The sequence below is a fragment of the Chitinibacter sp. S2-10 genome (assembly GCF_046530675.1).
GTDB lineage: Bacteria > Pseudomonadota > Gammaproteobacteria > Burkholderiales > Chitinibacteraceae > Chitinibacter.
Genome location: NZ_CP172558.1, coordinates 1,418,292 through 1,443,516 on the forward strand (window position 1 = coordinate 1,418,292; position 25,225 = coordinate 1,443,516).

Sequence of the window (25,225 nt, forward strand, 5' to 3'; positions counted from 1 at the left end):
ATTGATTAATGCATGCAAAAAATCGGCATCTTTGGCGGCACGTTTGACCCGATTCATTACGGTCACATTGAATTGGCGCGCTGTATGCGTGATCAATTGCAGCTCAATGAAGTGCGACTGATTCCGACCGGTTTGCCGCCGCATCGTCCGCCATCACGCGTTTCTCCGCAGCAGCGTTTTGACTGGGTGCAGGCGGCAATTACTGGCGAAGCGGGCTTGATTGCTGATGATAGGGAAGTTCTTCGTGAGGGGTATTGCTATACAGTCGACACGTTGACTGAGCTGCAGCAAGATACCCCTGATGCTTTGCTGGTCTGGTTGATTGGCGCCGATTCGTGGCTGAATCTGACTCGCTGGCATCGCTGGCGCGAGCTGCTCGACCTTGGCCACTTGCTGATTGCCGCACGGCCAGACTATGCTTTTGATGGCTTAAGCGCTGATTTATCAGAAGAATTTGCCAGGCGGCACGTAATAGCCAACACCGACACCCTGTCTCGGGGTAAAATCAGCCTATTATCAAGCCCACTTATGCCTGTTTCGTCCACTTTAGTGCGGGAAATGCTCGCACGTGGGGAAGATGTTTCAGCACTGACCCCTGTCTGGCGACAATTAGCCGGCAAGTATTAAAACAAAAGCGCCCCAGCTGCGTTACTTCGTCTTGCCGTACTTCACGTACTGTCTGCGACTTTGTGCCTTGCTGGAACGCTTTTGTGCTTTCAGGTTGTGGGCTTTACCGTTTTTGAAGGAAATACAATGAATGAAACTTTGATCGCGATGCGCGATATTGCCGTAAATGCTTTGGAAGACATCAAAGCGAAAGAAATCCAGGTACTCGATACGTCCAAACTGACTGATCTGTTTGAGTGCATGATTGTCGCGACAGGCGACTCAAACCGTCAAGTGCGCGCGCTGGCCAACAATGTGGCCGTAGATTTGAAAGCCAAAGGCTATGAAATCATGAGCACCGAAGGCGAAGAAACCGGCGAGTGGGTGCTGGTTGATGCCGGTAGCCTCGTTGTTCACGTGATGTTGCCAGCCGTACGCGATTACTATGATCTGGAACAGCTGTGGGGCGGCCAGAAGCCAACATTTAACCCTATGGGTCGTGCCTGGTCGGCAGCCAATACAGTTGACGAATAATTAGTCGTTGTTGGTCTTGAATGGCGGCCATGGGTTGGATCAATCCTCGCCGCCATTGTTTTGTCCAAACCGGTTTACGACTGCCTAGATGCAATTGATCTATGTATATAGCCACACGTTCTTTTTCCACGCGGAATTTAAGTTTAGATTCCGTCTCTATTGATTTTTAGCAGTGAAAGTCCACGCCATGAATACCTTGTCCGAAGCACGGCTGACGCATCTGAAACAGCTTGAAGCCGAATCCATCCACATCATCCGTGAAGTGGCTGCCGAATTTGAAAACCCTGTGATGTTGTACTCGATTGGTAAAGATTCAGCCGTGATGCTGCATCTGGCCAAAAAAGCCTTTGCACCGGGCAAGCCACCGTTCCCGCTGATGCACGTCGACACCACCTGGAAATTCCAGGACATGTACAAGCTGCGTGATAAACAGATCGCCGATGGCTGGAATCTGATTACGCATGTGAATCAGGATGGCGTTGACGCTGGTATTAATCCATTCACTGCTGGTTCGGCCAAACACACCGACGTGATGAAAACCGAAGGCTTGAAACAAGCTTTGAATAAATACGGTTTTGACGCCGCTTTTGGTGGCGCGCGCCGCGACGAAGAAAAATCACGCGCCAAAGAGCGTGTGTATTCATTCCGCGATAAAAACCACCGCTGGGACCCAAAAAACCAGCGTCCAGAGCTGTGGAACATCTACAACTCGAAAGTCGATAAAGGCGAATCGATTCGCGTATTCCCGATTTCGAACTGGACCGAGCTCGATATCTGGCAATACATCTACCTCGAAAACATCGAAATCGTGCCGCTGTATTTCTCGGCCGAGCGCGAAGTCGTGAATTACAACGGCACGACGGTGATGATCGACGACGATCGCATCCTGCAATACCTGACGCCAGAGCAAAAAGCGACCATCGAGAAAAAATGGGTGCGTTTCCGCACACTGGGCTGTTACCCATTGACTGGCGCGGTGGAATCAAAAGCGACGACGCTGCCGGAAGTGATTCAGGAAATGCTGCTGGCGACGACATCCGAGCGCCAAGGCCGTGCCATTGACCATGATTCGAGTGGCTCGATGGAAAAGAAAAAAATGGAAGGCTACTTCTAAGCGGTAGCCTTGCTGCGCAAGCCCAATACTGCGTCGTGCGCGCTTCGCAATGCTCATGGACTATGTGTCCATTCCGCTTGCTTACAGTGCTGACTCCTTGTCTTGGACTTGCTCGCTACGGCCTTGAGATTGGCCGAATATTTATTGAGATTGGAAAGAAACAATGTCAAATCAATCAGAACTGATCGCCAGTGACATCTTGGCGTATTTGAAACAGCACGAAAACAAAGACATGCTGCGCTTTATTACTTGCGGCAATGTGGATGATGGCAAGTCGACTTTGATCGGTCGTTTGTTGCATGACTCGAAACTGATTTTCGACGATCACCTCGCGGCGATTCAGAAAGACAGCAAAAAATTTAACACCACCGACCAAGAAATCGATCTGGCGTTGCTGGTCGATGGTTTGCAAGCCGAGCGCGAGCAGGGCATTACGATTGACGTGGCGTATCGCTATTTCAGTACTGAAAAACGCAAATTCATCATCGCCGATTGCCCGGGTCACGAGCAATACACGCGCAATATGGCGACTGGCGCTTCAACGTCCGATCTGGCAATTATCCTGATCGACGCGCGTTACGGCGTACAAACGCAAACGCGTCGCCACAGCTTTATCGTGTCGCTGCTCGGTATCAAGCATGTGATTGTTGCTGTCAACAAAATGGACTTGGTTGATTTCTCTGAAACGCGTTACAAGGAAATTCAGGCGCAGTATCTGGATTTTGCCAAAGACCTGAATATTGCCGACATCCGCTTTGTGCCATTGTCGGCGCTGCGCGGCGATAACGTGGTGAATGAATCAGACAAAACACCATGGTACGAAGGCGAAACGCTGATGGGCTTGCTGGAAAGCGTGCAAATCAACAAAGACGCCAAGCTCGACGCTTTTCGCCTGCCAGTGCAGTATGTGAACCGCCCGAATCTGGATTTCCGTGGTTTCTGCGGCACGATTGCGGCGGGTCATGTTTTGCCGGGCGATGAGATTGTCGCTTTGCCATCAGGCAAAAAATCGAAAGTCAAAGCCATCGTAACGTACGAAGGCGAGCAAACCGTCGCGTTTTCAGGCCAGGCGATTACGCTGACGCTGGAAGACGAAATTGACATTTCTCGCGGCGATATGATTGTTCGCGCGCAAGATGCTCAGCCGCATGTCGGCAGTGCTTTTGACGCGCACGTGGTGTGGATGAACGAAGCACCGCTAGTGATTGGCAAGGAGTATATCGTCAAACTCGGCGGCAAACAGTGCTTCGGGCGCATTACCTCCATCCAGTATCGTATCGACGTGAATAGCTTGGAGCAGATCAGCGTTTCAGAATTGAAACTGAACGAAATCGCCTTGGTGCGTTTCGAGCTGACTGCGCCAATCGCCTACGACAAATACAGCGAATGCCGTGGTACGGGTAATCTGATCGTGATCGACCGCCTGAGCAACGCAACGATTGCCGCTGGCATGATCGTCGCGCCCGCTGAGGCAAGTGCGGGTAGCGCTGATTTGGACGAACTGAGCCGCTTGCGCGCATTTGAAGCCGATCTGAATGCCTTGGTGCGCAAGCATTTCCCGCACTGGGGTGCGAAGGACATTCGCGATTTGCTGAAATAAAGTAAGTACTGCATTAAAGAAAAAACAAAACCCGCTTTATGCGGGTTTTGTTTTGGGCCCAAGCTCTGTGATCAATACGGCGCGTTGATCACGACATAATTGACGTTGGAACCCACATACTGCGGCTGATACCAGGTTGCACCGCATTGCTGGTAAACAATCCCGTTGTAGTTGACCGGGACGCAGCTGGCCGGAACCGAATTGACCATGGAGCCAATGACGGCTGCTGTGCCGACCACGGCTGCGGTGGTGACCATGGCACGGCCTACATCCCAGTCGTCATCGTCCCAGCCGCCGCAATTATGGCAGCCATCGCCGTTGGCGTTGACATTGACGGTACGGCTGTTGTCGATATTGATGTTGTTATTGCTGCCTGAAACTGCACGCGTATCGCCGCCGCTTGCTCGTGTTGAACGCGTTCCTGTCGTTGAACGGGTGCTGGTGTTTGCTCGTGCACCTGTGGTTGCCGTGCGGTTGCTGGCACTCGGCGCGGCGCGGGTGCTGCTGGTTTTGGCTGAACGATCAGCTTTACGGGGCGGCGCTGCATCGGCCATCGGAATGCTGAGCGCCAGGCTGATGGCTGCACAGATTGGAAGAACGGTATGGTGAAATAAAGTGGACATGATGTTTTCCTTACTGTGCAGTGCGTTCACGCAATGGAATGGCCATGGCATTGGCGGGCGCCTTAAAACTAAAGTGGCCTTTGCTAAAGTCGGGCTTCAGATCCCAGTTCAGAATCTCGGTGTGCTGAGGCATGGCTGGGTCGGCAGTGTTGGTTAGCGACAATTTGCGTGGCAGCATTTGGGTACTTGCTTCCAGCCAGATTTGCCAGTCTACATAACCCTGCCGGTAGGCGTATTGGTCGCACAGTACACCATCGACATAATCGCGACCGACATACACCGCAGATTCGAATTTGACTTCATCCCCTTTTGGCGTGCCCCAGATAAACAAATCTGTTAATGGCAGTGAAACACCATGTTTTTTCTCTATGCTGGTCAGAACTTCACCCACGGTGCCGGTGACCGGCACCGAGGCGTAATAGCCTTTTTTGGGTGTAAATAGCGAGGCTTGCTGCCCGTCGTAGTAAAAATTGAGTTCCTTGCCCGAGCGCTGGAGAATCGCGCGCAAGTGATCCGGTTTCTGGTATTCAAGTAGCATGGTGCCGCCGACCTGAATTTTCTGGCCGTTAACCATCACTTTTTCGGTCACGGTCTGGGTTTGTATGGTGAAGCTTTGCAAGCCACGCAAAACCTCGCCCATGCGTTTCAAGGCATTGACTGGACGGTAATCCGCCGTGACTTGTGCCGGGGTCGTGGCCGTTTCTTCTGCGTGAGCCGCGGTGCTGAGGGCGCTTATACCCATTAGGCAAAAAGCGGCCACTATACGATTTGAGTGAAAGTGCATTGTTGACTCCTGATGTGGCTAAATTGAATCGGTGAGTGCGAAAAACAAACACTGGACAATACAGTCAATGGGCGTACAACCGATCTATGCTCAAATGACTGATGACCTCGGCAGGCGAAGGCCGTGTTCCGAGGTGCAATTGGCTGTTCCTTTGAAAGATAAACCAAATTTCTTGAATGGGTGAAAATGATGACGAACGTCTTGGTAATTTCCGTGTTAGGAAAGGATAAGCCTGGCTTGGTCGAGCAATTGGCTGCGCTGATTTCTGCCCAAGGCGGCAACTGGCTGGAATCTTCATTTTCGCGGTTGGCCGGGCAGTTTGCCGGTATTGTCAAAGTGGCGGTCAAACAGGATGGCGCTGCTTTGCTTGCAGCGCTGCAGCACATCCCTGATCTGGATGTGCGCGGGGTGATGGATAGCGAGGGCGAACCGGGCGAGCGCCAGTTGTTTGTGCTACAACTGGTCGGTCATGACCGGATCGGGATTGTCAAAGAGGTGTCATCGATTCTGGCGCGCAACGAGGTCAACGTTGAAAAACTGACGACCTGGCTCGACAGTGCGCCGATGTCGGGCGAAATGATGTTCCACGCCCGCGCCGAATTATCGGCTTCGCAGCAAATTGATCTGGGTGTCGTGCGCCAAGCGCTCGAAACCATCGCTGATGATTTGATGGTCGAGTGGGAAGCGTGATAGCTCGGGCGAGTCGTTTACAGCTCGCCTGATCTATCCTGCCCGCGAAAGCCTGGCGCGGTACTGCCTTGCAGGCCGCGCGAGAAGGCGATAGCTTTGAATAATTCGCCCATTTCGGCTTGACCGAGCAATTTCTGCAATGCCGCTGCGGTACGCAGATATTCGACCGATTTGCTATCCAATTGCGCCGCTCTTTCCAGAATTCCACAATCAATCAGGTAGCTGGCCTGTGAGGTATAGCCGTCAAGCGCAAGCTCTGATTGTTCTGCAGCCAGATACATCGCAGAAAAATCCACATGGCACGTCAGGTCGGTCAGTCCGGGCAGATGGAATGGGTCGTGCACCGTATGGTGGCGATAATGGCCGATCAGCGTTCCCATGCTGCGTTCCGGGTGGTAAAACTCGCTAGCCGGAAAGCCATAATCGAGCATCAGAATCATGCCGCGCTGCAAGCTGCCGGCCAGCGCCTTGATAAAACCTTGCGCCTCAAGCTGAATCTCGCTGGTGTAGCCGGGGATTTGCGGCCAGTTGGCGCAAGTGGCTAGGATTGCTGCGTCTTGAGCGGGATCGAGTGGGCGATTTTCCCAGGCAAAACCGGTATCAGTGCTTATGATGCCGCGCCGCTGCCAAGCGCCATCCGCAAGTTGGACGACTTCACATGGCATCGCATCAAGCACTTCATTGCCGACAATTACTCCGACGAAATCACTTGGCAAAGTGTCCAGCCAGACCGCGCGGTCGGCCAGATGCGGCACCAGTGTTTGCAAGGCGCTCTGCTGGCGTTCGCGCAATTCGCCCGATAACTCCAGAATGCCGTATTGCTCTGGCAGTTGTCCGAGTCGTTCGAGTTCGGCCAAGATCTGCGCCGCCAGTGCGCCGGTGCCGGCACCGACTTCGATCACATTGCCAGCGCTTTCCTGCAACACATGGGCAATCGTCGTTGCGACGCTGCCGCCAAATAGCGGTGACAAACCCGGCGCCGTGATAAAGTCACCCGCCGTCCCAAATTTGGCCGCGCCGCCACTGTAATAACCCAGACCCGGCGTGTACAGTGCCATCCGCATATAATCGGCAAATGAAATCCAGCCGTCGCTGGCGGCAATCTGTGTGCGGATCAATTGGCAAAGCTGCTCGCTGGCGGCGAGTGCATCGGGGCTTGGGGCGGGGATTTGCGCTTGGCTCATCAGGCTGGCTGTAAAATCGGACAAAACGCTATTGTAAGTAACCGTGCAAAAGTTTTCCAGCAAGGCATCGAAGCCGAAGACAGTACAAGTAGTACGGCAAGGCGAAGTAACGATGCTGGAGAATTTTTGACTTAGCACTTAATGGGTGGAGTTAGGGAAGTGGACAACAAAGTCGTCTTGATTACTGGCGGAGCCAGACGCGTCGGTGCTGGAATTGCCCGTTTTCTGCACGCTCAGGGCTGGCGTATCCTGTTGCATTGCCGTGCTTCTGTGACGCAAGCGCAAGCACTGGCTGACGAGCTCAATGCCATTCGCGCCAATTCGGTCGCGGTGTACCCGCTTGATTTACTGCAAACCGAACGTTTGCCCGAGCTGGTCGCTGCGGCTGTGCAGCAATTTGGCCGACTTGATGCGGTGATTAACAATGCTTCGTCGTTTTTTGCTACGCCGGTGGGGGAGTTTACCGAAAGCGCCTGGCTCGATTTACTGGGCTCGAATCTGAAAGCACCGCTGTTTCTGGCGCAGGCCGCAGTTTCCGAATTGCAAAAAACGCAAGGCGTGATCGTCAGTATTGCCGACATTCATGTTGATCGGCCTTTTCCCGAACATACGCTGTATACCGTCGCGAAAGCGGGTCTGGTCGCAATGACCAAGTCGCTGGCGCGCGAACTGGCGCCTGCCGTGCGCGTCAATGCCGTCGCGCCGGGGACGAATATCTGGCCAGATGATGGGGGTATATTCACACAGGAAAAGCAGCAAGAGATCTTGGGGTCAATACCAATGGGGCGTATTGGTCAGCCCGATGATCTGGCTCAGGCGATCCATTTCCTGCTCGAAGCGTCTTATCTGACCGGTGTCGTTTTGCCGGTTGATGGTGGACGCAGCGTCGTTCTGTGAAATTTTTGCCGTCAGTTCGGCGCGACGACAAGGGCAAAATCAGGTAAAATCGTAGCCAATTCAATCACCTAAACGGGGTCGCAGCGCGACCCCGTGTGCATTTCCATGACCGATACCGTAATCAGCCACGAGCAGCAGGACGTCGATGCTGCCAAAAAGCAGCAATACAATTTCAACAAACTCGCCAAACGGCTGCGCCACCATGTCGGCGACGCGATCAATCATTTCAATATGATCGAGGAAGGCGACCGGATTATGGTCTGTCTGTCTGGCGGCAAAGACAGCTACACCATGCTCGATATTTTGCTCAGCCTGCAAAAATCGGCGCCGATCAATTTTTCGATTGTTGCGGTCAATCTCGACCAGAAGCAGCCGGGTTTTCCCGAGCACGTGCTGCCAACCTATCTGGCCAAGCTCGGCGTTGAATACAAAATCGTCGAAGAAGACACCTATTCGATCGTGACGCGCGTAATCGAGCCGGGCAAAACGACGTGTAGCCTGTGCTCACGCTTGCGGCGCGGTATTTTGTACCGTGTGGCCGACGAGCTGGGCGCGACCAAAATCGCGTTGGGCCATCATCGTGACGATATTCTGGCGACGCTGTTTTTGAATATGTTTTACGGCGGCAAACTCAAAGGCATGCCGCCGAAGCTGGTGTCGGATGATGGCAAGCATATGGTGATTCGCCCGCTGGCTTACTGCAAAGAAAAAGACATCGAGAAATACGCCATCGCGAAAGAATTCCCGATTATTCCGTGCAATCTGTGCGGCTCTCAGCCGAATCTACAGCGCCAAGTCGTTGGCGATATGCTGCGCGACTGGGATAAACGCTTTCCGGGGCGGCTGGAAAATATGTTCTCGGCGACGTGCAATGTCGTTCCATCGCATTTGAATGACCCGAAAATCTACAATTTTGTCGGTGCCAAAGCCGATGGTACGCCGCGTGAAGACGGCGATAAGGCATTTGATAAAGAAGAATTCAAAGACCCGGCGCGGATTTCGATTTTCGCGACTAAATCCCTGGATAGCGGCTGCGGGAGCGAGAGCTGATGCTGTTTCGCTCCAAACGGTTTTCCAAATCGCACGATGACGACATCGTGATCGATGTGTCGGAAGAAGGCGGCATTCGCAAGTTGCACTTTGGTCAGGACGATACGCAAAGCGCGATGAAACTGAACGCGCCGAATGAGCTGGTGCTGGCGTATTCGCGCTGTGTATTTGGCAGTCTGTTGTTCCTTGATCCACCCAAAGACATGCTGTTAATCGGTCTGGGTGGCGGTTCGATTGCCAAGTGGGTATATGAATACCTGTCTGAAACCAAACTCACTTGCGTCGAGCTGCATCAGCAGGTGGTCAATGTTGCGCGCAGCATGTTTTATTTGCCGGAAGATGACGAACGTTTGTCAGTATTGACCGCTGATGGTGCTGCGTATGTGTATGGCATGGCTGATGAGTCGGTCGATATGATCATGATGGATGCCTACTCATCGACCGGCATCGCGGCACCGTTGGCGAACACCGATTTTTTTCAGGCCTGCAAAAACAAGCTGACCGACAACGGCGTCTTGGCGGTGAATTTGTGGAGTATTGATCGAAAATTCGACCAATATTGCGCGCAGATTGCCGAAGTTTTTGATGGTCGCCTGATCTGCCTGCCGGCAAGGCAAAAAGGCAATGTGATTGCGTTTGCGTTTATGCGCGGCCAAAACAGCCCGCAGTGGGAGCGCTTGGCCGATAAAGCCAAAAAGCTGGAAGAAAAATATGGTTTGGAATTTGGCGAATTTGTCAGCGATTTGGCCAAAATGAATCCGCATAATGATCGACGTTTGTTTATCTAGTGAATCAGTAAGGCGTGGGGGTGAGCTGCTTTGTCTTTGCTCCTCCCCCTTACTCCTCACAGATAATGGTTTTCAAGTGCGCCCGGATGTGAAAAAATTAAGGTAATCAACGAACAAAATAGGTAGTTTTATGCTCGACCGTGACGGCTATCGGCCAAACGTCGGCATCATCATTATCAATCGTCACAATCAGGTGTTTTGGGGTAAACGGGTGCGCGAGCACTCTTGGCAGTTTCCGCAAGGCGGAATCAAGCAGGGGGAAACCCCTGAGCAAGCCATGTTTCGTGAGTTGGCCGAAGAAGTCGGCCTGTCGCCCGAACATGTCGAAATTGTCGGCCGAACGCGCGATTGGGTGAAATATGATGTGCCGGCCAACTGGGTGCGCCGCGAATGGCGCGGCACCTATAAGGGTCAAAAGCAGATCTGGTTTTTGTTGCGGCTGGTCGGAAAAGACTCCGATGTGTGTTTGCGCAAAACGACGCACCCCGAGTTTGATGCTTGGCGCTGGAATGAATACTGGTCACCGCTGGACGCAGTGATCGAATTCAAGCGGGGTGTTTATGAAGCTGCATTGAGTGAATTGGCCAGATTGATCGGCCAGAAACAGGCTCCGCCAGTCGTGGGCGGAAATTGAAGCTGAACTGAATAACGGGTGGCCAACGCTGCCCGTTTTTTTATCTGCAGAATATGAACCTCAAACACCGCAGTATCAGTGATAACCACTGGCGTTCGCTCGCCTTGTTCAATGTCTTTCGCTTGCTGATCATCATTGGCCTGATGGTCGGGATGCTGACCTTATCGCGCAATCCATTGCTTGATTCGGCCAATTTGCAGCTGGTTCCGCCGACGTTGGGTGTGTATACGCTATTTGCCCTGTTTTTTACTTGGGCGATTCGCCAGCGCAAGCCTAGCTTTGATTTGCAGCTGTCGTTTCAGGTGATGGTCGATGTCATGATGATCGTGCTGCTGATGCATCTGGGGGGCGGAATCAAAAGTGGCTTGGGGATCTTGCTCTTACCCTATCTGGCCGCTGCCGGTTTGATTGCCCGCGGGCGGATGACGCTGTTTCATGCGTCGATGGCAACGATTGCGCTGCTGCTGGAGCTGGTCTGGCAATACTTGTCCGGGGATGCAGCCGATGTTAACTCGACTTCAAGTGCTCTGCTGTCGGTTGCCAGCTTTGCTGTGGCCTGGCTGGCGTTTCGTCTGTCGCGTTATGCCGAAGAAAACCGGGTGTTGGCCGAACAGCGTAGCGTCGATCTGGCGAATCTGGCGCAAGTCAATGCACGGATTTTGCAGGACGTTTCCGACGGTGTTTTTGTCGTCGACGAGCAAAATATCATTCGACAGTATAACGAGCAGGCAGCCCGTTTAACCGGCTTGAAACCGGCTATCGGTTCTTCGCTTTACGCCGATGTGCCTGAATTGGCAACGCCGCTGATACGCTGGCGCTCGCAACCGGGTGTTGCCACCGAGCTGGTGCAAACCGCGGGTGGGCGCAATACTCTGCGAGCGCGCTTTGTTCCGCTGAGCTCGGATGGAAACGGCAATGTGCTGATTTATCTGGAAGACATGGCGCGGCTGCGCCGCGAAGCGCAGCAACTGAAGTTGGCTGCGCTAGGTCGCTTGACGGCCAATTTGGCGCATGAAATCCGCAATCCCTTGGGGGCGATCAGTCAGGCGGCCGAGCTGCTGCGCGAAGAGGTGCCGGAAAACGCGGTGCTGCAAAAATTAACGCGTATTATTAATGACAATAGTTTGCGGCTTGAGCGTATGGTCAAAGAAGTGCTTGAGCTGAACCGGCGCGACCGCGTGACGCGGCAAGAAATCCGTCTGGCTGACTGGCTGATGACATTTAACGAGCAATTTACCCTGCAGGAAAAAATCCAGCAGCCGATTCAGATTGAATGTGATCGCAAAGTACTGGTGCATTTTGATTCCGGACATTTGCAACAAGTATTATGGAATCTGGCTCGCAATGGCTGGCGTTATTGCTCCCAACGGGCTGGCAGCCTGCAGATCATTGTGACCCGGCAACATGATTTCTGGGTGCTCGATGTACTCAACGACGGCCCCTCAGTGCCGACGGATGCCTTATCGCAATTGTTTGAGCCATTCTTTACGACCGACAGCAAGGGAACCGGGCTCGGTTTGTATATTGCCCGAGAAATATGCGCCGCCAATGGCGCTTTGCTTGAATACCTCGCACCGCCAAGAGGCGGGGCATGTTTCCGAATTGTTTTTGAGTATAGCGATGGCCAAAAAATCTAAAGCCTTACCCAGAGTGCTTGTCGTCGACGACGAAGCCGATCTGGCTGATCTGCTGGAATTGACCCTCTTGAAAATGGGGCTGGACGTCGTCAAGGCCAGCGGCGTCGTGATGGCCAAAGCGCAGCTTGATAAAGCGCATTTTGACTTATGCCTATCCGATATGCGGATGCCTGATGGCGAAGGTCTGGAACTGGTTCGGCATATTCAGGCGCGCAAACTCGATGTGCCGATTGCGATTCTGACCGCCTATGGCAGTACCGAAAATGCGATTGCCGCACTCAAGGCGGGGGCCTTCGATTATCTGGCCAAGCCGGTGGCGCTCGAGCAGCTGCGTACACTGGTGAAGTCGGCCTTGAAGCTCGATTCGCCCGAAGTCACCGAGGTGGTTAACGACAGTCCCTTGCTGGGCAATTCGCCGGCTTTATTGCATGTACTGGGTCTGGTCGACAAACTCGCACGCAATCTGGCACCAGTTTATATCACTGGCGAATCCGGTTCGGGTAAAGAGCGGGCGGCACGGCTGATTCATGCCAAATCGGCGCGCGCTGACAAACCGTTCATTGCCGTCAATTGCGGCGCCATTCCCGAAAATCTGATGGAGAGCGAGTTTTTTGGTTATCGCAAAGGGGCTTTTACCGGCGCGAATGAAGACCGGGAAGGTTTCTTTCAGGCCGCCAACGGCGGCACGCTGTTTCTCGATGAAGTGGCCGATTTACCGCTGGCGATGCAGGTGAAATTATTGCGCGCGATTCAGGAGCGAAAAGTGCGCCAGATTGGCGGCACCAGCGAGCTCGACGTTGATGTGCGGATTATTTCGGCGACGCATCAGAATCTGAGCCGTTGTGTCGAAGCCGGCAAATTCAGGCAGGATTTGTATTACCGTCTGAATGTGATCGAGCTGACCATGCCGCCGCTGCGCGAAATGGGCGACGATATTTTGCTGATCGCGCAAGCCGTGCTGAAAAAGCTCGCGCTGCGTCATCGCATGAGTCTGCCCGAATTGCAGCCCGATGCCCAGGCGGCGCTGCGCAACTATGACTACCCAGGCAATGTTCGCGAACTGGAAAACCTGCTGGAGCGGGCACTGACTTTGTCCGATGGTTTACACATTTATGCTGACGATTTGCATATTGTGCAAACAGTCGCTGAACGCGCTGAAGCCCAGGCGGCCAATCTGGGCGATACCTACCCCTTGCAGGACTATCTGGATCGGGTCGAAAAAACCGCAATTATGGCCGCGTTGGATAAAACCCATTTCAACCGTACCCAGGCGGCCAAACTGCTGGGGATTACTTTTCGCAGTATGCGTTACCGGCTCGACAGGCTGGGAATTACGCAGGGCAGTGATGATTGATCTTATGGGTATTGCTCTGTATGTATTTTTTTATATGGCTTTTGGCGATATACCCTTGAGTAAGGTGTTGAGTAATGCATGATTACCGGATTGATTCTGCGGGCTGGTGTCTCAAAGCTCGGCAAGTGGCCAGCCCCAATTGCGATGAGCGCACCACTGCGGTGGATATGGTCGTGATCCACAATATTCATTTGCCACCCCAAGCCGCGGGAGCGACTGAATTTGGTGGCGAAGACATCGAGCGCCTGTTTACCAATCGCCTGAATCCTGCCGACCATGAAAGTTATGCCGAGTTGGCCAAGCTGCGCGTTTCGGCGCATTTTCTGATCCGGCGTGACGGCGAGTTGATCCAGTTTGTTTCCTGCAATCAGCGAGCCTGGCATGCAGGGGTATCGTGCTGGCAAGGGCGCGAACGCTGTAATGATTTTTCGGTGGGTATAGAGCTGGAAGGCTCGGATTTCGTGCCATTCGAAGCAATACAGTATGCGGTATTGGAAAAACTCTTGTCAGCATTGACCGAGCGCTATCCGGTACAGCATCTGGTCGGGCATCAGGAGATTGCGCCGGAACGTAAAAGCGATCCGGGGCCTTTTTTTGACTGGGCAAAACTGGCTAATCAATTCGGGCAATTACGCCAGACTGCCGTAGAGTGAAAACAAGGTTGATTTTGCTGCATCGCCGCAACGCGGGCTGTGAAATCATGTATTTAAGTGTCTGCGGGCTTATAATCCGCTTCCCGTTTCGGACGAAAGAAACTCATGTCTGCTCAACAAATGCACGACCCGAAAAAACTCACCGGCCTGGTCGTTGGCGCGATTGGTGTGGTTTATGGCGACATCGGAACGAGTCCGCTGTATACGCTGAAAGAATGTTTTAATGGCCATGTCCAGCTCGATCTGAATGCCTTCAATGTGATGGGGATTTTGTCGCTGATTTTCTGGGGGCTGATGCTGGTCGTTTCGCTCAAGTATATCGCGGTGATTTTGCAGGCCGATAACCGGGGTGAGGGCGGGATTCTGGCGCTGATGGCGCTGGCTTTGCGCAGTGCAATCGACAATAAAAGCAAGGCTTTGAAATTGGCGGTACTGGGCATTTTTGGTGCAGCACTGTTTTCAGGTGAAAGTATCATTACTCCGGCGATTTCTGTGCTGTCGGCGCTGGAAGGAATCAGTATCGTTTCGCATACGCTGGAGCCTTATATTTTGCCGCTGGCGATTGCCATCATGATTGTGCTGTTTGCGGTGCAATCGCGAGGCACAGCCTTGGTCGGCAAGCTGTTTGGTCCGATCATGGTGACGTGGTTTGTCGTGCTGGCGATATTGGGCATCATCAATATCATTAAAGCGCCGCAAGTGCTGGCATCGGTGAATCCGCTCTATGCTATCCAGTTTTTTCTTGCCCATCCCTGGGTGAGTTTTGTTCTGCTCGGTGCTGTGGTGTTATGCCTGACCGGTGTCGAAGCACTGTATGCCGACATGGGACATTTTGGCCGACCCGCAATCCGTTATGCCTGGTTTATTCTGGTGCTGCCTGCGCTGCTGCTGAATTATTACGGGCAGGGCGCTTTGCTGATGACAAATCCGGATGCGATAGGCAATCCATTCTATTATTTGGCGCCAAGCTGGGCGCTGATTCCCTTGGTCGTGCTCTCGACGATGGCAACGGTGATCGCATCGCAAGCGGTGATTTCCGGCGCATTTTCGGTCGCCAACCAGGCGATTCAGCTCGGGTTTTGTCCGCGCATGGATATACACCACACTTCCGAGCGTGAAATGGGCCAGATTTATATTCCCGGGATTAACTGGTTCTTGCTGTTATCAGTCATTGCCCTGATTCTGGCATTTCGTTCATCAAGCAATCTGGCCGCCGCTTATGGTTTTGCTGTGACTTGTACGATGGTGATGACGACGCTGCTGGCTTTTGTCGTTGCTGGTCATTACTTTAAAGGGCGCAAGAAAATGGCTTACTGGTCATTACTCGCGTTCTTGCTGGTGATCGATTTGGCGTTTTTCTCGGCCAATATCCTCAAACTGCATGAGGGTGGCTGGTTTCCGTTATTGATTGGTCTGATTGCATTTACGCTGATGATGACTTGGAAACGGGGACGCGAGCTACTGTCGGCCAAACTGCGTGAAGGCGAAATGCCACTGGTTGGCTTTGTCGAAAGCCTAGAGTCGAGCCCGCCTCAGCGCGTTGAAGGTTTGTCGATTTTCATGACGGCTAGCGCTGATTCAGTGCCGCATGCCTTATTGCATAATTTGAAGCACAACAAAGTATTGCATGAGCAGGTTGTGTTTCTGACTATTCAAACTGATGACATTCCGTTTGTACCGAGTCGAGAGCGGGTGGTTGTCCGGAAAATGGGCGAAACTTTCTATCAGGTAATTGCAACCTTTGGTTTCAAAGAAGAGCCGAGTGTACCGCTGGTCTTGCAGCAAGTAGCGCTGCTGCAGCCTGAGCTGGTGCTTGATGAAATGAATACTTCGTTCTTCCTGTCGCGCGAAACCATTGTCGAGGCCAAATATCCGTCGATGAGCTGGTGGCGTCGCCGCCTGTTCAGTTTGATGAGCCGCAATGCCACCCGCGTGACCAACTTCTTCAAGATTCCGCCGAACAGGGTTGTCGAGATGGGTATGCAGGTCGAGTTGTAAGCTAGGGTCTGTTATTGCCTAAAAGCGATCAGCTGATGCAGTTGTGTCATTGCCCGATCTGCTGCTGGATGATTACGCTGCCCCGGTCTGAGCCAGATGGTCTGCATGCCCAGTTTTTTGGCGGTGAGCAGATTGTCGAGGCTGTCCTCGACCATGATGCAATCACGCGCCTGTAGCCTAAATTGCGCCAGCATTGCGCGAAAAGCACCGGTATGCGGTTTGGGTTGCAGTTTGAGCGTATCGACTGCGGCAATGCCGGAAAAATGCCGCATGATGCCCAGCTCGATCAGCATCATTTCGGCGTAGGCCAGAGGGCCGTTGGTGAACAGATACTTTTTTCCGGGTAGGCGTGCCAGTGTCGTCTTGAGCCGCGGCATTGGGTGCAATGACTGCCGCAACTGCGCTAAAGGATGACTGGCAGCGAGAAAGTGGTGCGGATTGACTTCGGGGTGGTGTCGGCGTAGTCCGAGCAAGGTTGCGCCATAGCGCCGCCAATAATCCTGCCTGAGCTGGTTGGCGTGCTGATGCGAGAGCGATAGCTCTGTCTGCAACCATTGCGTCATCGCCGTATCAATGACGGGAAAAGCATGACGGCTGGCGTCATGCAAGGTGTTGTCGAGGTCGAAAATCCAGTTTACAGGCATGAAAAAGGCCGGAAGTGTTTTCCGGCCTATTGTAGTTCAGCGCTGTTTCAATGGGTAATGCGCTGATCGTAAATATAATGTTTCATCTGGTCGATGGTGAATTCCTGATCGGCAATTTTCTCGCGCACCAAGTCGCCAATCGACAAGATCCCAATCACTTTATCGCCTTCGATTACCGGCAAGTGACGAATCCGTTTTTCGGTAATCAGACCCAGACAATCATCGACCAGCGCCGTGGGCGGGACACAGACTAGTTTGTGCGTCATGATTTCAGAAATCGGCGTACCCGCTGAAGTCTTGCCCATCAGAACTACTTTGCGGGCGTAATCGCGTTCGGAAAAAATACCAACCAGTCGGTCTCCATCCATTACCAGAATCGCGCCGATATTATTGTCTGCCATGATTTGCAATGCCTGATAGACCGTGGCATTTGGAGAAACTGAAATAGTGCTTCGTTCGGCTTTTTCGCCCAGTAGTTGGCGTGCAGTTTTCATGGGTGGACTCCCGTTGGGTAAGGGTAATACCAATGTAGTTGTCCAGATCAAATAGGCAAGAAAAAGGGTCGCGCTGGCGACCCCTTTTTACTTAAGCCATGGCTTAGGCTCTTATTTGGCGCGAATCATCGTGCCGACGCCTTGCTCGGTCAGCACCTCAAGTAATAAGGCATGCTTTACGCGACCATCGATAATGTGAACCGAGTTGACACCGCTTTTGGCCGCGTCGAGCGCCGAGCCAATTTTGGGTAGCATGCCGCCTGAAATCGTGCCATCAGCAAACAATTCATCAATACGGCGTGCGGTCAGTTTAGTGAGCAGCGTGCCTTCCTTGTCCAGCACGCCGGGCGTGTTGGTCATCAGAATCAGTTTTTCGGCTTTCAATACTTCGGCCAGTTTGCCTGCAACGAGGTCGGCGTTGATATTGAGGCTTTCACCGCTGGCATCAACGCCAATCGGCGCGATCACCGGGATAAAGTCAGCTGCGTCCAGGTGCATCACAATTGCCGGGTCGATTTTTTCGATCTCGCCCACCTGGCCGATGTCGACAGTTTCATCGCCTGCATCGTCCTTGAGCATCATTTTGCGCGCGCGAATAAAATGACTGTCCTGTCCGGTCAAACCGACCGCCTTGCCGCCGTGCTTATTGATCAGCGAAACGATTTCTTTATTAACATGGCCACCCAAAACCATCTCGACGACATCCATCGTTTCGGCGTCGGTGACGCGCATACCTTGGATAAATTCGCCTTTTTTGCCGATCCGGTCGAGCAGGTCATTGATTTGCGGGCCGCCGCCGTGTACCACGACCGGATTCATACCCACCAGCTTGAGCAAGACCACGTCCGAGGCGAAGCCATCTTTCAACTCTTCGTCGATCATCGCGTTGCCGCCGTATTTGATCACGATGGTTTTGTCAAAAAAACGCTGGATATAGGGCAGTGCTTCAGACAGGATTTCGGCTTTGGTTTGGGCGGTGATTTCGCTCATGATCAGGCTCCGGCTGGCAAATTAAATGTCGCGCGATTGTACCGCATCTGGGGTAAAAAAAATGCCTGAATGCCGTGCTGGAATCCTCGGTTTGAATGTGAGCGGCCTTCATTTCGGTGTTTTTAAATACTCCGGCTAGGTATATCCATGAATGAAAGTTTCAATATGCCGTTTATGGCAATACCCTGTATTTGCTTGTATTGACGTGGTTTGAATTCAGTCCGGAATGATTATGGAATAGGGTAGGGAATTTGTTTGGTGATTTGCTGTCTTGCATTTGTTGCCGCGGAATCTGGTTTAAGATACCAGACAATGGAAAATAAACGATGAAGCGAACCGTGAAAAAGCTCAGTCTGATGATGCTCAGTGCCTTGTATTTTTCAAGCGAAGCAAGTGCTGTGGACTTAATGCAGGCGTGGCAGGCCGCCGCGCAATATGACGCGCAGATTTCGGCTGCGCGCAATGCGCAAATTGCCGGGCAGGAGAAAGCGGTTCAGGGGCAGGCACTATTGCTCCCGAAATTAACTATGGGCGGCGTCACCGCCTATTCGCAATCTGCCTATTCGCCAGGACGTGGCAGTTTGCCTGAGAGTGATTCACATGGCGAAACCTATGGCTATTCAATTAGCGCGACCCAGCCGATTTATCGTGCAGAATTGGCCGCCTCGGCGGATCAGCTGAAAAAACAGACCGATTTATCTCAGGTGCAATATCGTCAGGCCGAACAGGAGCTGATTTTGCGCGTGTCCAGAGCTTATTTTGAATTGCTCGCCGCTCAGGAAAAAGTAAAGCTGATCGAAGCGCAGAAACAGGCGGTTGCCGAACAGCTCGCGTTTGCCAGAAAATCATTCGAAGTGGGTGTGGCCACCATTACCGATACCGATGAAGCGCAGGCCAGTTATGACAGTATTTTGGCCGCCGAAATTGTGATTCAAAATGATTTGCAAGTGAAAAGCAGTGCTTTTACATTGTTGACTGGTCTATCAAATGAAACGTTGTCAGCAATTGGGGATCATAAACAGCCCGCTGCGCCCGAGCCCAATGATTTGCAAGCATGGCTCAAAAAAGCCGATGGCAGTAGCCTGAACAATACCAGCGAGCAATTGGTGCTGGATATTGCAAGCCGTGAAATTGATAAATACCGCGCATTAAGTTCTCCGACCATAGATTTACTGGCTAATTATGGCAATGACTGGACGAGTAGTGGCCTGTCGAAATCCGGAGGTACAGATCAGGTTTCGGGCGGCGCGATTAAATTGCAATTATCAATCCCGCTGTATACCGGTGGAGATCGTTCATCGCGCTTGCGTGAGGCCGCTGCAAAAAAAGATCAGCAGCGTGATACGCTCGAAGTGACGCGGCGTGATGTTGAACAGGCGACCAAACAGGCGTTTCTTGGCGTGAATGCCGGAGCTGCGCAAATCCGTGCCTTGCAGCAGGTATTAAAATCGGGTGAAAGTTTATTGGCGTCGAGTAAATTGGGGCGTGAAGTCGGTGTGCGCACCACAATTGACGTGTTAAATGCCGAACAAAAATATTATGCCACCCGATATGATCTGGTCGTGGCGCGTTACACTTACCTTTATGCCCGATTACAACTGGCTGCATCGGTGGGTGAATTAAGCGAGAAAAACTTAATCGAAGTGAATGATTGGTTACTTAAAAAATAAAATTTAATAAATATTAAACCTTGAATTATTTAAAACACCACCCCATAATCACTGAGGTAAAAACAATTAGTCTGCCTTCGAGGAGTGAAGCAATGGATTTGTCTAATCTTGATTATCAGCAATTGGTTGAACTGCGTGCTCAAGTTGATGTTGAACTGGTTCGTCGCAAAGAACAGGAAAAAGCCCGCATTTTGAGCCAGTTGCAAAGCGCAGCAGCGGCCAGTGGCTTTACTGTTGCTGAATTGCTGGGTGAAGTTTCCAGCAAAAAAGGCAGCAAAAAAACCGTAAAAGCACAATACGCCAATCCAGCGGATCCAAGCCAAACCTGGACCGGCCGTGGTCGCAAACCGCAATGGGTGCACGATGTATTGGCCAGTGGCAAATCACTGGATAATATCCGCATTTGATTTGCGCCGGATTGATCAGCAATGTCGTAAACAGGGCAGCTTTGGCTGCCCTGTTTTGTTTTAACGGGTAAGATATCCCGTTGCCGCTTTTATTGAAAAATAGCCATGTCACACCCGCTTACTGCCAAACTCAATCCAGAACAAGCCGCCGCAGTGCAATTACCTGCCGAACACGCCTTGATTTTAGCCGGAGCTGGCAGTGGTAAAACCCGGGTGTTAACCACAAGAATTGCCTGGTTATTGTCGACCGGACAAATTAGCCCTTCCGGATTAATGGCAGTAACGTTTACTAACAAATCCGCCAAAGAAATGCTATCCCGTATTACCAGTATGCTGCCATTAAATCCGCGCGGATTATGGGTTGGTACTTTTCACGGTTTATGTAACCGGATGTTGCGCTTGCATCATCGCGATGCGGGATTGCCCGAGGCTTTTGCCATTCTGGATACGCAGGAACAATTGGCCGCAATTAAGCGGGTATTAAAATTACTTAATCTCGACGACGATAAATACCCGCCACGCACGGTACAGCAATATATCAATGGCCATAAAGAAAATGGCCGCCGCGCAAGCGACGTCGATGCATGGGACGATTATTCGCGCCATTTGCGCATTGCCTACGAAGAATATGAAAAACAATGCAATCGCGAAGGCGTCGCCGATTTCTCCGAATTATTGCTGCGTTGTTACGAATTGCTCAGCCATAACGCGTCAATCCGATCACATTATCAGCAGCGTTTCGCGCATATTCTGGTCGATGAGTTTCAGGATACCAATCGCTTGCAATACGCCTGGCTGAAATTACTCGCTGGCGATTCGGGGGCGATTTTCGCCGTCGGCGACGACGACCAGTCGATTTATGCCTTCCGTGGCGCCAATGTCGGCAATATGCAGGATTTCCAGCGCGATTACGCCGTCAAGCACGTTATTCGCCTGGAGCAAAACTACCGCAGCCACGGCAATATTCTCGACGCCGCCAATGCGGTGATTGCCAATAATACGCAGCGCTTAGGCAAGCAGTTGTGGACTGACGCGAGCAGTGGCGAGCCGATTCGCGTCTTTGAAGGTGCGTCCGATTTTGAAGAAGCCAACTTTATCGTTGAAGAAGCGCAAACGTTGATTCGCGAAGGCATGCCACCGTCCGATGTTGCAATTCTGTATCGCAGCAATGCGCAGTCGCGCATTATCGAGCACGCGCTGTTTAGCGCTGCTGTGCCATATCGCGTTTATGGCGGTCTGCGCTTTTTCGAGCGGCAGGAAATCAAGCACGCGCTGGCGTATTTGCGCTTGATCGCCAATCCGTCGGACGATAATGCGCTGTTGCGCGTGATTAATTTTCCGACTCGCGGCATTGGTGCGCGCTCAATCGAAAGTATTCAGGAAAAAGCGCGGCTTGAAGGCTCAACGCTGTGGCAAGCTGCTTGCGGTGTGGGCGGGCGTAGTGCTGCGTCGATTGGCAAATTTGTGCATCTGGTTGAAGCGATGCGCAATCAGGCCGATGGCCTGCCGATGACGGAAATCGTCGATATGATGCTCGACCTCTCCGGTCTGCTTGAGCATTATCGCAATGAAAAAGACGGCGAAGAGCGCGTTGCCAATCTGGAAGAGTTAATCAACGCGGCAGCTACTTTCAGTGTCGAAGAAGACCAGAATCCGCTGATTGCCTTTCTGTCACACGCCAGCCTCGAAGCGGGTGATCATCAGGCGGGCGCGCACGAAGAAGCCTTGCAATTGATGACGGTGCACGCGGCCAAGGGCTTGGAATTTAAAGCGGTGTTTCTGACCGGGCTCGAAGAAGGCCTGTTCCCGCACGACAATAGTGCGAACGACCCGCAAGGCATCGAGGAAGAGCGTCGCTTGATGTACGTTGCAATCACGCGCGCGCGCGAACGGCTGTATCTGACGCTGGCGCAAAGCCGCATGCTGCACGGCCAGACGCGTTATGGCGTCGCCAGCCGTTTTCTGGAAGAAATCCCGCAAACTTTGCTCAAATATCTCAATCGCGGCTACGCACCGAGCGGCTATAGTGCAGGTACGGCTTACACCGCACCCGCGCCGAAAATCAATAAATCGACGCCGGAACACGGTTTGAGCATCGGCACCAAGGTCGAACATCACAAATTCGGCCGTGGTGTTGTTACCGATCACGAAGGCGGTGCGACGGGTAATGTGCAGGTCAATTTCGCCCAGCATGGCAGTAAATGGCTGGCGGTGGCCTACGCCAAGCTGGTCAAAGTAGATGAATGACGGGGTATATTGTGATGGGTTTTGATATTGCTTGTCTGCGTGCAATTACCCTGCTGGAGTATTAAATGGCGATCCGCAGTTATTCCTTTGCTGACCGAATCCCGCTGACGAGCAATGAGCCCGCTGCGGCTTCACCGACTGATTTGTCCAAGTTCAAACTGCTGGTCGTCGACCATATTCCTGAAATGCGCTCGACGATGAATATGAGCCTGAGGCAATTTGGTGCGCATTCGGTCGAATATGCCAGCCGTTCGAGCGAAGCGATTGCGATGCTGCGCCGCACTGCCTACGACATCATTCTGTGCGCCTACGATCTGGGAACCGGTTTTGACGGATTGTATCTGTTTGAAGAAGCGCGTCGCCATGCGCTGCTTAAAGCGAGCTGTGTTTTCATCATGCTGACTGGCGAGCGCAAAATCGCCAAAGTCATCGGTGCTGCCGAGCTGGCACCCGACGCGATTGTGCTCAAGCCGTTTACCGGCGAAGTGCTGTATGCGCGCATTGCCCGCGCCTTGAGCAAAAAGCAGCGTTTCAAACCGATTGACGATGCGAGCATTGCGCACGATTTTTTGCGTGCCATTTCACTGTGCGACCTCGAAATTTCGCAAAATGCCGACGATGCACTCGATTTTGTCCGGATGAAAGTGCATCTGATGCTGCGCATCGCCGACTGGACCGGCGTACGCGATTTATGCCGCACCTTGCTCACTAGCATCGACGTGCCATGGGCGAAAATGGCGCTGGGCAAAGCGCTGTTTCAGTTGCGCGAATATGAAGAAGCACAACTGATTTTCCAGCAAGTCATCGCCGAGCACGATCTGGTACTTGAGGCTTATGATTGTCTGGCACGCACGCAGCAGGCACAGCATAAAATTGAAGAAGCCAAGACAACGCTCAGTCTGGCTGCGACCAAATCGCCGTATGTCGTCGCGCGCAAGCGCGAGCTGGGTGAAGTGGCCATGATGGCCGGCGATCTGGCTTTGGCCGAGCAATCACTGACTGACGCAGTGCAACTGGCGCGCTATTCGTTCTGGCCACAGGTCAGCGATTACAGTCAGCTGGCTGAGGTCCAGCTGGCACAGGGCGATGTCACTGGTGCACGTAAAACTGCGGGCAATTTGCGCCATGATTTTCGCGCCGATCACGACAAACTGATGGCCGATGTGCTGGAAGTCGATATTGCGTTGAAAATGGGCGATAAAGCCAAAGCCAGCGCCTTGCTGAATCAGAGCCTGGAGGCGGTCAAGGCGCTGGATGGCCCACCGTCGGCCGTCGTCGGTTTGGCGCTGGCCAAATCTTGCCTCGCGCAAAATCGTCACGAGACAGCCAAAGAGCTGACCCGGCAAGTGCTGAAAAACCGTCATGATGATCCGCAGCTTTCAGCGCGCGTGTCGCGAATGTACAAGGAGCAGGGGCGGGAGGACGAAGCCTTGCAACTGATCGCCGCCACGGCCGCCGATATTGTTGAAATCAATAATGAAGCGGTACAACTGGCCAAAAACGGCGATTTGCAAGCCGCTGCCGAACGTTTTCTGCTCGCCATTGCCGATATGCCGTCCAATCTGCAAGTGCTGCTTAACGCGACCAACGCCTTGCTTGCCTATGTCAACCAGAACGGCTGGCACGCCAGCTATATGCTGCGCGCGCATGATTTGCTCGAACGCGTTCGCAGTATTGACCCCGCCAACGGCAAAGCGCTGCAAATGGCCGAGATTTACCGCAAAACGCAGCGGCGTTTCGGGATGAAGTAAAAGTCCGGCGGCGATGAAGTCTTATTGTTCCGGCGCTTCGATATGGTATTTACGACGTATTTTTGACAAAGTGCCATTGGCTTCGAGTTGTTGCAGCGCGAGGCGTAACGCCGCCCGTAGTTGCGGGTCGACCGATTTGGCGACCATGAAATATAACTCGGTGCGGGCAAATACCGTCGGAGCAATACGCAGCTGCTGATTCATTCCGGCGCGCTCGATAATACTGGCCAACAGCGCCTTGTCGTAATACAGAATGCGTCCGCGTTTGGCCTGCAGCATCCGCAGCATTAAAGGAAATTCATTGGTGCTCTCGTCAATATGGATGTCTTTGCTTTGCAAATAGTTGGCAAATGACGAATTGCGGCGTACCAGCACTGCGCGCTGTCTGGAAGCTTCGCGCAGCTCATCGATTGAATTGATCCGGATCGGATCATCACGCCGCACGGCGATCTGATGCAGGCTTCCCCATAAAGGCGCGAGCAGTTCGGCATATTCCTTGCGCTTGCCGCTATTTCCAAATCCGCATAACAGGTCGAGTTTGCCCCGCTCCAGATAGGCATCATGCAGCGACACCGACAGCGCTTTTTTCTGGTCGACAATCAGCAGCTCAGGCAATTGCTTTTCCAGTGCAACAAACAGATCTGGGCAGGCACCACGTGGCTTGCCATCCGCGTCGATCTCATAATACGGCGGCGTATCTCGCGCAGCGGTGCGCAACTGCCACGGCGCAGCATAAAGCGCTTGAGTCATCAACAGCAGGCAGATCGCAAAAAGCCGTATCGGCATAAACAGACTCGGGAAGAGTTTCATTGAGAGCTTAACTGAGCCAGGCATGGCAGATGGGGCGAGGCGGGTAAGCCGACTGAGTAAACAGTA

24 protein-coding genes are annotated in these 25,225 nt (G+C 52.6%); 17 read left to right on the forward strand and 7 right to left on the reverse strand.

The genetic code is table 11. From position 1 onward, the window contains the following. Positions 1 to 12: 12 nt before the first annotated feature. The 4 genes from nadD (at position 13) to cysN (ending at position 3,854) form a co-directional block, all read left to right on the forward strand. A complete protein-coding gene (gene nadD, locus ACG2XO_RS06795; protein WP_410500057.1) occupies positions 13 to 627 on the forward strand; it encodes a nicotinate-nucleotide adenylyltransferase in 615 nt (204 codons plus the stop codon). 126 nt (positions 628 to 753) lie between these two features. Continuing rightward, on the forward strand, positions 754 to 1,140 hold the full coding sequence (rsfS, locus tag ACG2XO_RS06800) for a ribosome silencing factor (protein ID WP_410500058.1): 387 nt from the start codon (positions 754 to 756) through the stop codon (positions 1,138 to 1,140). 187 nt (positions 1,141 to 1,327) lie between these two features. Next, positions 1,328 to 2,254 carry a sulfate adenylyltransferase subunit CysD gene (gene cysD, locus ACG2XO_RS06805; protein ID WP_410500235.1) on the forward strand — a complete coding sequence of 309 codons (927 nt, stop codon included), beginning with the start codon at positions 1,328 to 1,330 and terminating at the stop codon, positions 2,252 to 2,254. A 163-nt stretch (positions 2,255 to 2,417) separates the two neighbouring features. Further along, the gene (cysN, locus tag ACG2XO_RS06810) at positions 2,418 to 3,854 is read left to right on the forward strand and encodes a sulfate adenylyltransferase subunit CysN (RefSeq protein ID WP_410500059.1); all 1,437 of its coding nucleotides are present in this window, start codon (positions 2,418 to 2,420) and stop codon (positions 3,852 to 3,854) included. A 71-nt stretch (positions 3,855 to 3,925) separates the two neighbouring features. Here the strand turns inward: cysN and ACG2XO_RS06815 are convergent, their stop codons facing one another. Further along, entirely contained in the window at positions 3,926 to 4,477 is a 552-nt protein-coding gene (locus ACG2XO_RS06815; protein WP_410500060.1) for a hypothetical protein, read from the reverse strand. Positions 4,478 to 4,487: 10 nt separating this feature from the next. Next, entirely contained in the window at positions 4,488 to 5,219 is a 732-nt protein-coding gene (locus ACG2XO_RS06820) for a DUF2092 domain-containing protein (RefSeq protein WP_410500061.1), read from the reverse strand. A 228-nt stretch (positions 5,220 to 5,447) separates the two neighbouring features. Here ACG2XO_RS06820 and ACG2XO_RS06825 point away from each other — a divergent pair, with 228 nt between their 5' ends. Beyond that, entirely contained in the window at positions 5,448 to 5,951 is a 504-nt protein-coding gene (locus ACG2XO_RS06825) for a glycine cleavage system protein R (protein WP_410500062.1), read from the forward strand. A 17-nt stretch (positions 5,952 to 5,968) separates the two neighbouring features. On the opposite strand, the gene ACG2XO_RS06830 is transcribed toward ACG2XO_RS06825, so the two are convergent. Then, positions 5,969 to 7,159, reverse strand: coding sequence for a class I SAM-dependent methyltransferase (locus ACG2XO_RS06830; protein WP_410500063.1), 1,191 nt, complete (start codon positions 7,157 to 7,159; stop codon positions 5,969 to 5,971). Positions 7,160 to 7,294: 135 nt separating this feature from the next. Between ACG2XO_RS06830 and ACG2XO_RS06835 the strand changes: the two genes are divergently transcribed. The 8 genes from ACG2XO_RS06835 to ACG2XO_RS06870 all read left to right on the forward strand — a co-directional run bounded on the left by ACG2XO_RS06835 (position 7,295) and on the right by ACG2XO_RS06870 (position 16,146). Then, positions 7,295 to 8,032: a pteridine reductase gene (locus ACG2XO_RS06835; protein ID WP_410500064.1), complete on the forward strand. Its 738-nt coding sequence runs from the start codon at positions 7,295 to 7,297 to the stop codon at positions 8,030 to 8,032. A 105-nt stretch (positions 8,033 to 8,137) separates the two neighbouring features. Further along, positions 8,138 to 9,082 carry a tRNA 2-thiocytidine(32) synthetase TtcA gene (ttcA, locus tag ACG2XO_RS06840; RefSeq protein WP_410500065.1) on the forward strand — a complete coding sequence of 315 codons (945 nt, stop codon included), beginning with the start codon at positions 8,138 to 8,140 and terminating at the stop codon, positions 9,080 to 9,082. After that, entirely contained in the window at positions 9,082 to 9,870 is a 789-nt protein-coding gene (locus tag ACG2XO_RS06845; RefSeq protein ID WP_410500066.1) for a fused MFS/spermidine synthase, read from the forward strand. Before ttcA ends, ACG2XO_RS06845 begins: the two co-directional genes overlap by 1 nt. A gap of 130 nt (positions 9,871 to 10,000) precedes the next feature. Then, entirely contained in the window at positions 10,001 to 10,504 is a 504-nt protein-coding gene (locus ACG2XO_RS06850) for an RNA pyrophosphohydrolase (RefSeq protein ID WP_410500067.1), read from the forward strand. Between the two features lie 53 nt (positions 10,505 to 10,557). After that, on the forward strand, positions 10,558 to 12,141 hold the full coding sequence (locus ACG2XO_RS06855) for a sensor histidine kinase (RefSeq protein ID WP_410500068.1): 1,584 nt from the start codon (positions 10,558 to 10,560) through the stop codon (positions 12,139 to 12,141). Next, entirely contained in the window at positions 12,125 to 13,495 is a 1,371-nt protein-coding gene (locus ACG2XO_RS06860) for a sigma-54-dependent transcriptional regulator (protein ID WP_410500069.1), read from the forward strand. Before ACG2XO_RS06855 ends, ACG2XO_RS06860 begins: the two co-directional genes overlap by 17 nt. Before the next feature lie 74 nt (positions 13,496 to 13,569). Continuing rightward, the gene (gene ampD / locus ACG2XO_RS06865; protein WP_410500070.1) at positions 13,570 to 14,148 is read left to right on the forward strand and encodes a 1,6-anhydro-N-acetylmuramyl-L-alanine amidase AmpD; all 579 of its coding nucleotides are present in this window, start codon (positions 13,570 to 13,572) and stop codon (positions 14,146 to 14,148) included. A 105-nt stretch (positions 14,149 to 14,253) separates the two neighbouring features. Further along, positions 14,254 to 16,146, forward strand: coding sequence for a potassium transporter Kup (locus ACG2XO_RS06870; protein ID WP_410500071.1), 1,893 nt, complete (start codon positions 14,254 to 14,256; stop codon positions 16,144 to 16,146). Positions 16,147 to 16,157: 11 nt separating this feature from the next. Here ACG2XO_RS06870 and ACG2XO_RS06875 read toward each other — a convergent pair whose 3' ends face one another. The 3 genes from ACG2XO_RS06875 to argB all read right to left on the reverse strand — a co-directional run bounded on the left by ACG2XO_RS06875 (position 16,158) and on the right by argB (position 18,274). Further along, the gene (locus ACG2XO_RS06875; protein WP_410500072.1) at positions 16,158 to 16,790 is read right to left on the reverse strand and encodes a pyrimidine 5'-nucleotidase; all 633 of its coding nucleotides are present in this window, start codon (positions 16,788 to 16,790) and stop codon (positions 16,158 to 16,160) included. 47 nt (positions 16,791 to 16,837) lie between these two features. Then, positions 16,838 to 17,284: a CBS domain-containing protein gene (locus ACG2XO_RS06880; protein ID WP_410500073.1), complete on the reverse strand. Its 447-nt coding sequence runs from the start codon at positions 17,282 to 17,284 to the stop codon at positions 16,838 to 16,840. Between the two features lie 111 nt (positions 17,285 to 17,395). Further along, positions 17,396 to 18,274 carry an acetylglutamate kinase gene (gene argB, locus ACG2XO_RS06885; RefSeq protein WP_410500074.1) on the reverse strand — a complete coding sequence of 293 codons (879 nt, stop codon included), beginning with the start codon at positions 18,272 to 18,274 and terminating at the stop codon, positions 17,396 to 17,398. A 326-nt stretch (positions 18,275 to 18,600) separates the two neighbouring features. Here argB and ACG2XO_RS06890 point away from each other — a divergent pair, with 326 nt between their 5' ends. The 4 genes from ACG2XO_RS06890 to ACG2XO_RS06905 all read left to right on the forward strand — a co-directional run bounded on the left by ACG2XO_RS06890 (position 18,601) and on the right by ACG2XO_RS06905 (position 24,349). Then, on the forward strand, positions 18,601 to 19,944 hold the full coding sequence (locus tag ACG2XO_RS06890) for a TolC family outer membrane protein (RefSeq protein ID WP_410500075.1): 1,344 nt from the start codon (positions 18,601 to 18,603) through the stop codon (positions 19,942 to 19,944). Positions 19,945 to 20,036: 92 nt separating this feature from the next. Then, positions 20,037 to 20,351, forward strand: a complete 315-nt coding sequence (locus ACG2XO_RS06895; protein ID WP_410500076.1) for an H-NS family nucleoid-associated regulatory protein — start codon at positions 20,037 to 20,039, stop codon at positions 20,349 to 20,351. A 105-nt stretch (positions 20,352 to 20,456) separates the two neighbouring features. After that, positions 20,457 to 22,598 (forward strand): UvrD-helicase domain-containing protein, encoded by a 2,142-nt coding sequence (locus tag ACG2XO_RS06900; RefSeq protein WP_410500077.1) that lies wholly within the window; start codon positions 20,457 to 20,459, stop codon positions 22,596 to 22,598. A gap of 65 nt (positions 22,599 to 22,663) precedes the next feature. Then, the gene (locus tag ACG2XO_RS06905) at positions 22,664 to 24,349 is read left to right on the forward strand and encodes a response regulator (protein ID WP_410500078.1); all 1,686 of its coding nucleotides are present in this window, start codon (positions 22,664 to 22,666) and stop codon (positions 24,347 to 24,349) included. A gap of 21 nt (positions 24,350 to 24,370) precedes the next feature. Here ACG2XO_RS06905 and ACG2XO_RS06910 read toward each other — a convergent pair whose 3' ends face one another. Further along, entirely contained in the window at positions 24,371 to 25,159 is a 789-nt protein-coding gene (locus ACG2XO_RS06910) for a substrate-binding periplasmic protein (protein ID WP_410500079.1), read from the reverse strand. Positions 25,160 to 25,225 lie beyond the last annotated feature (66 nt).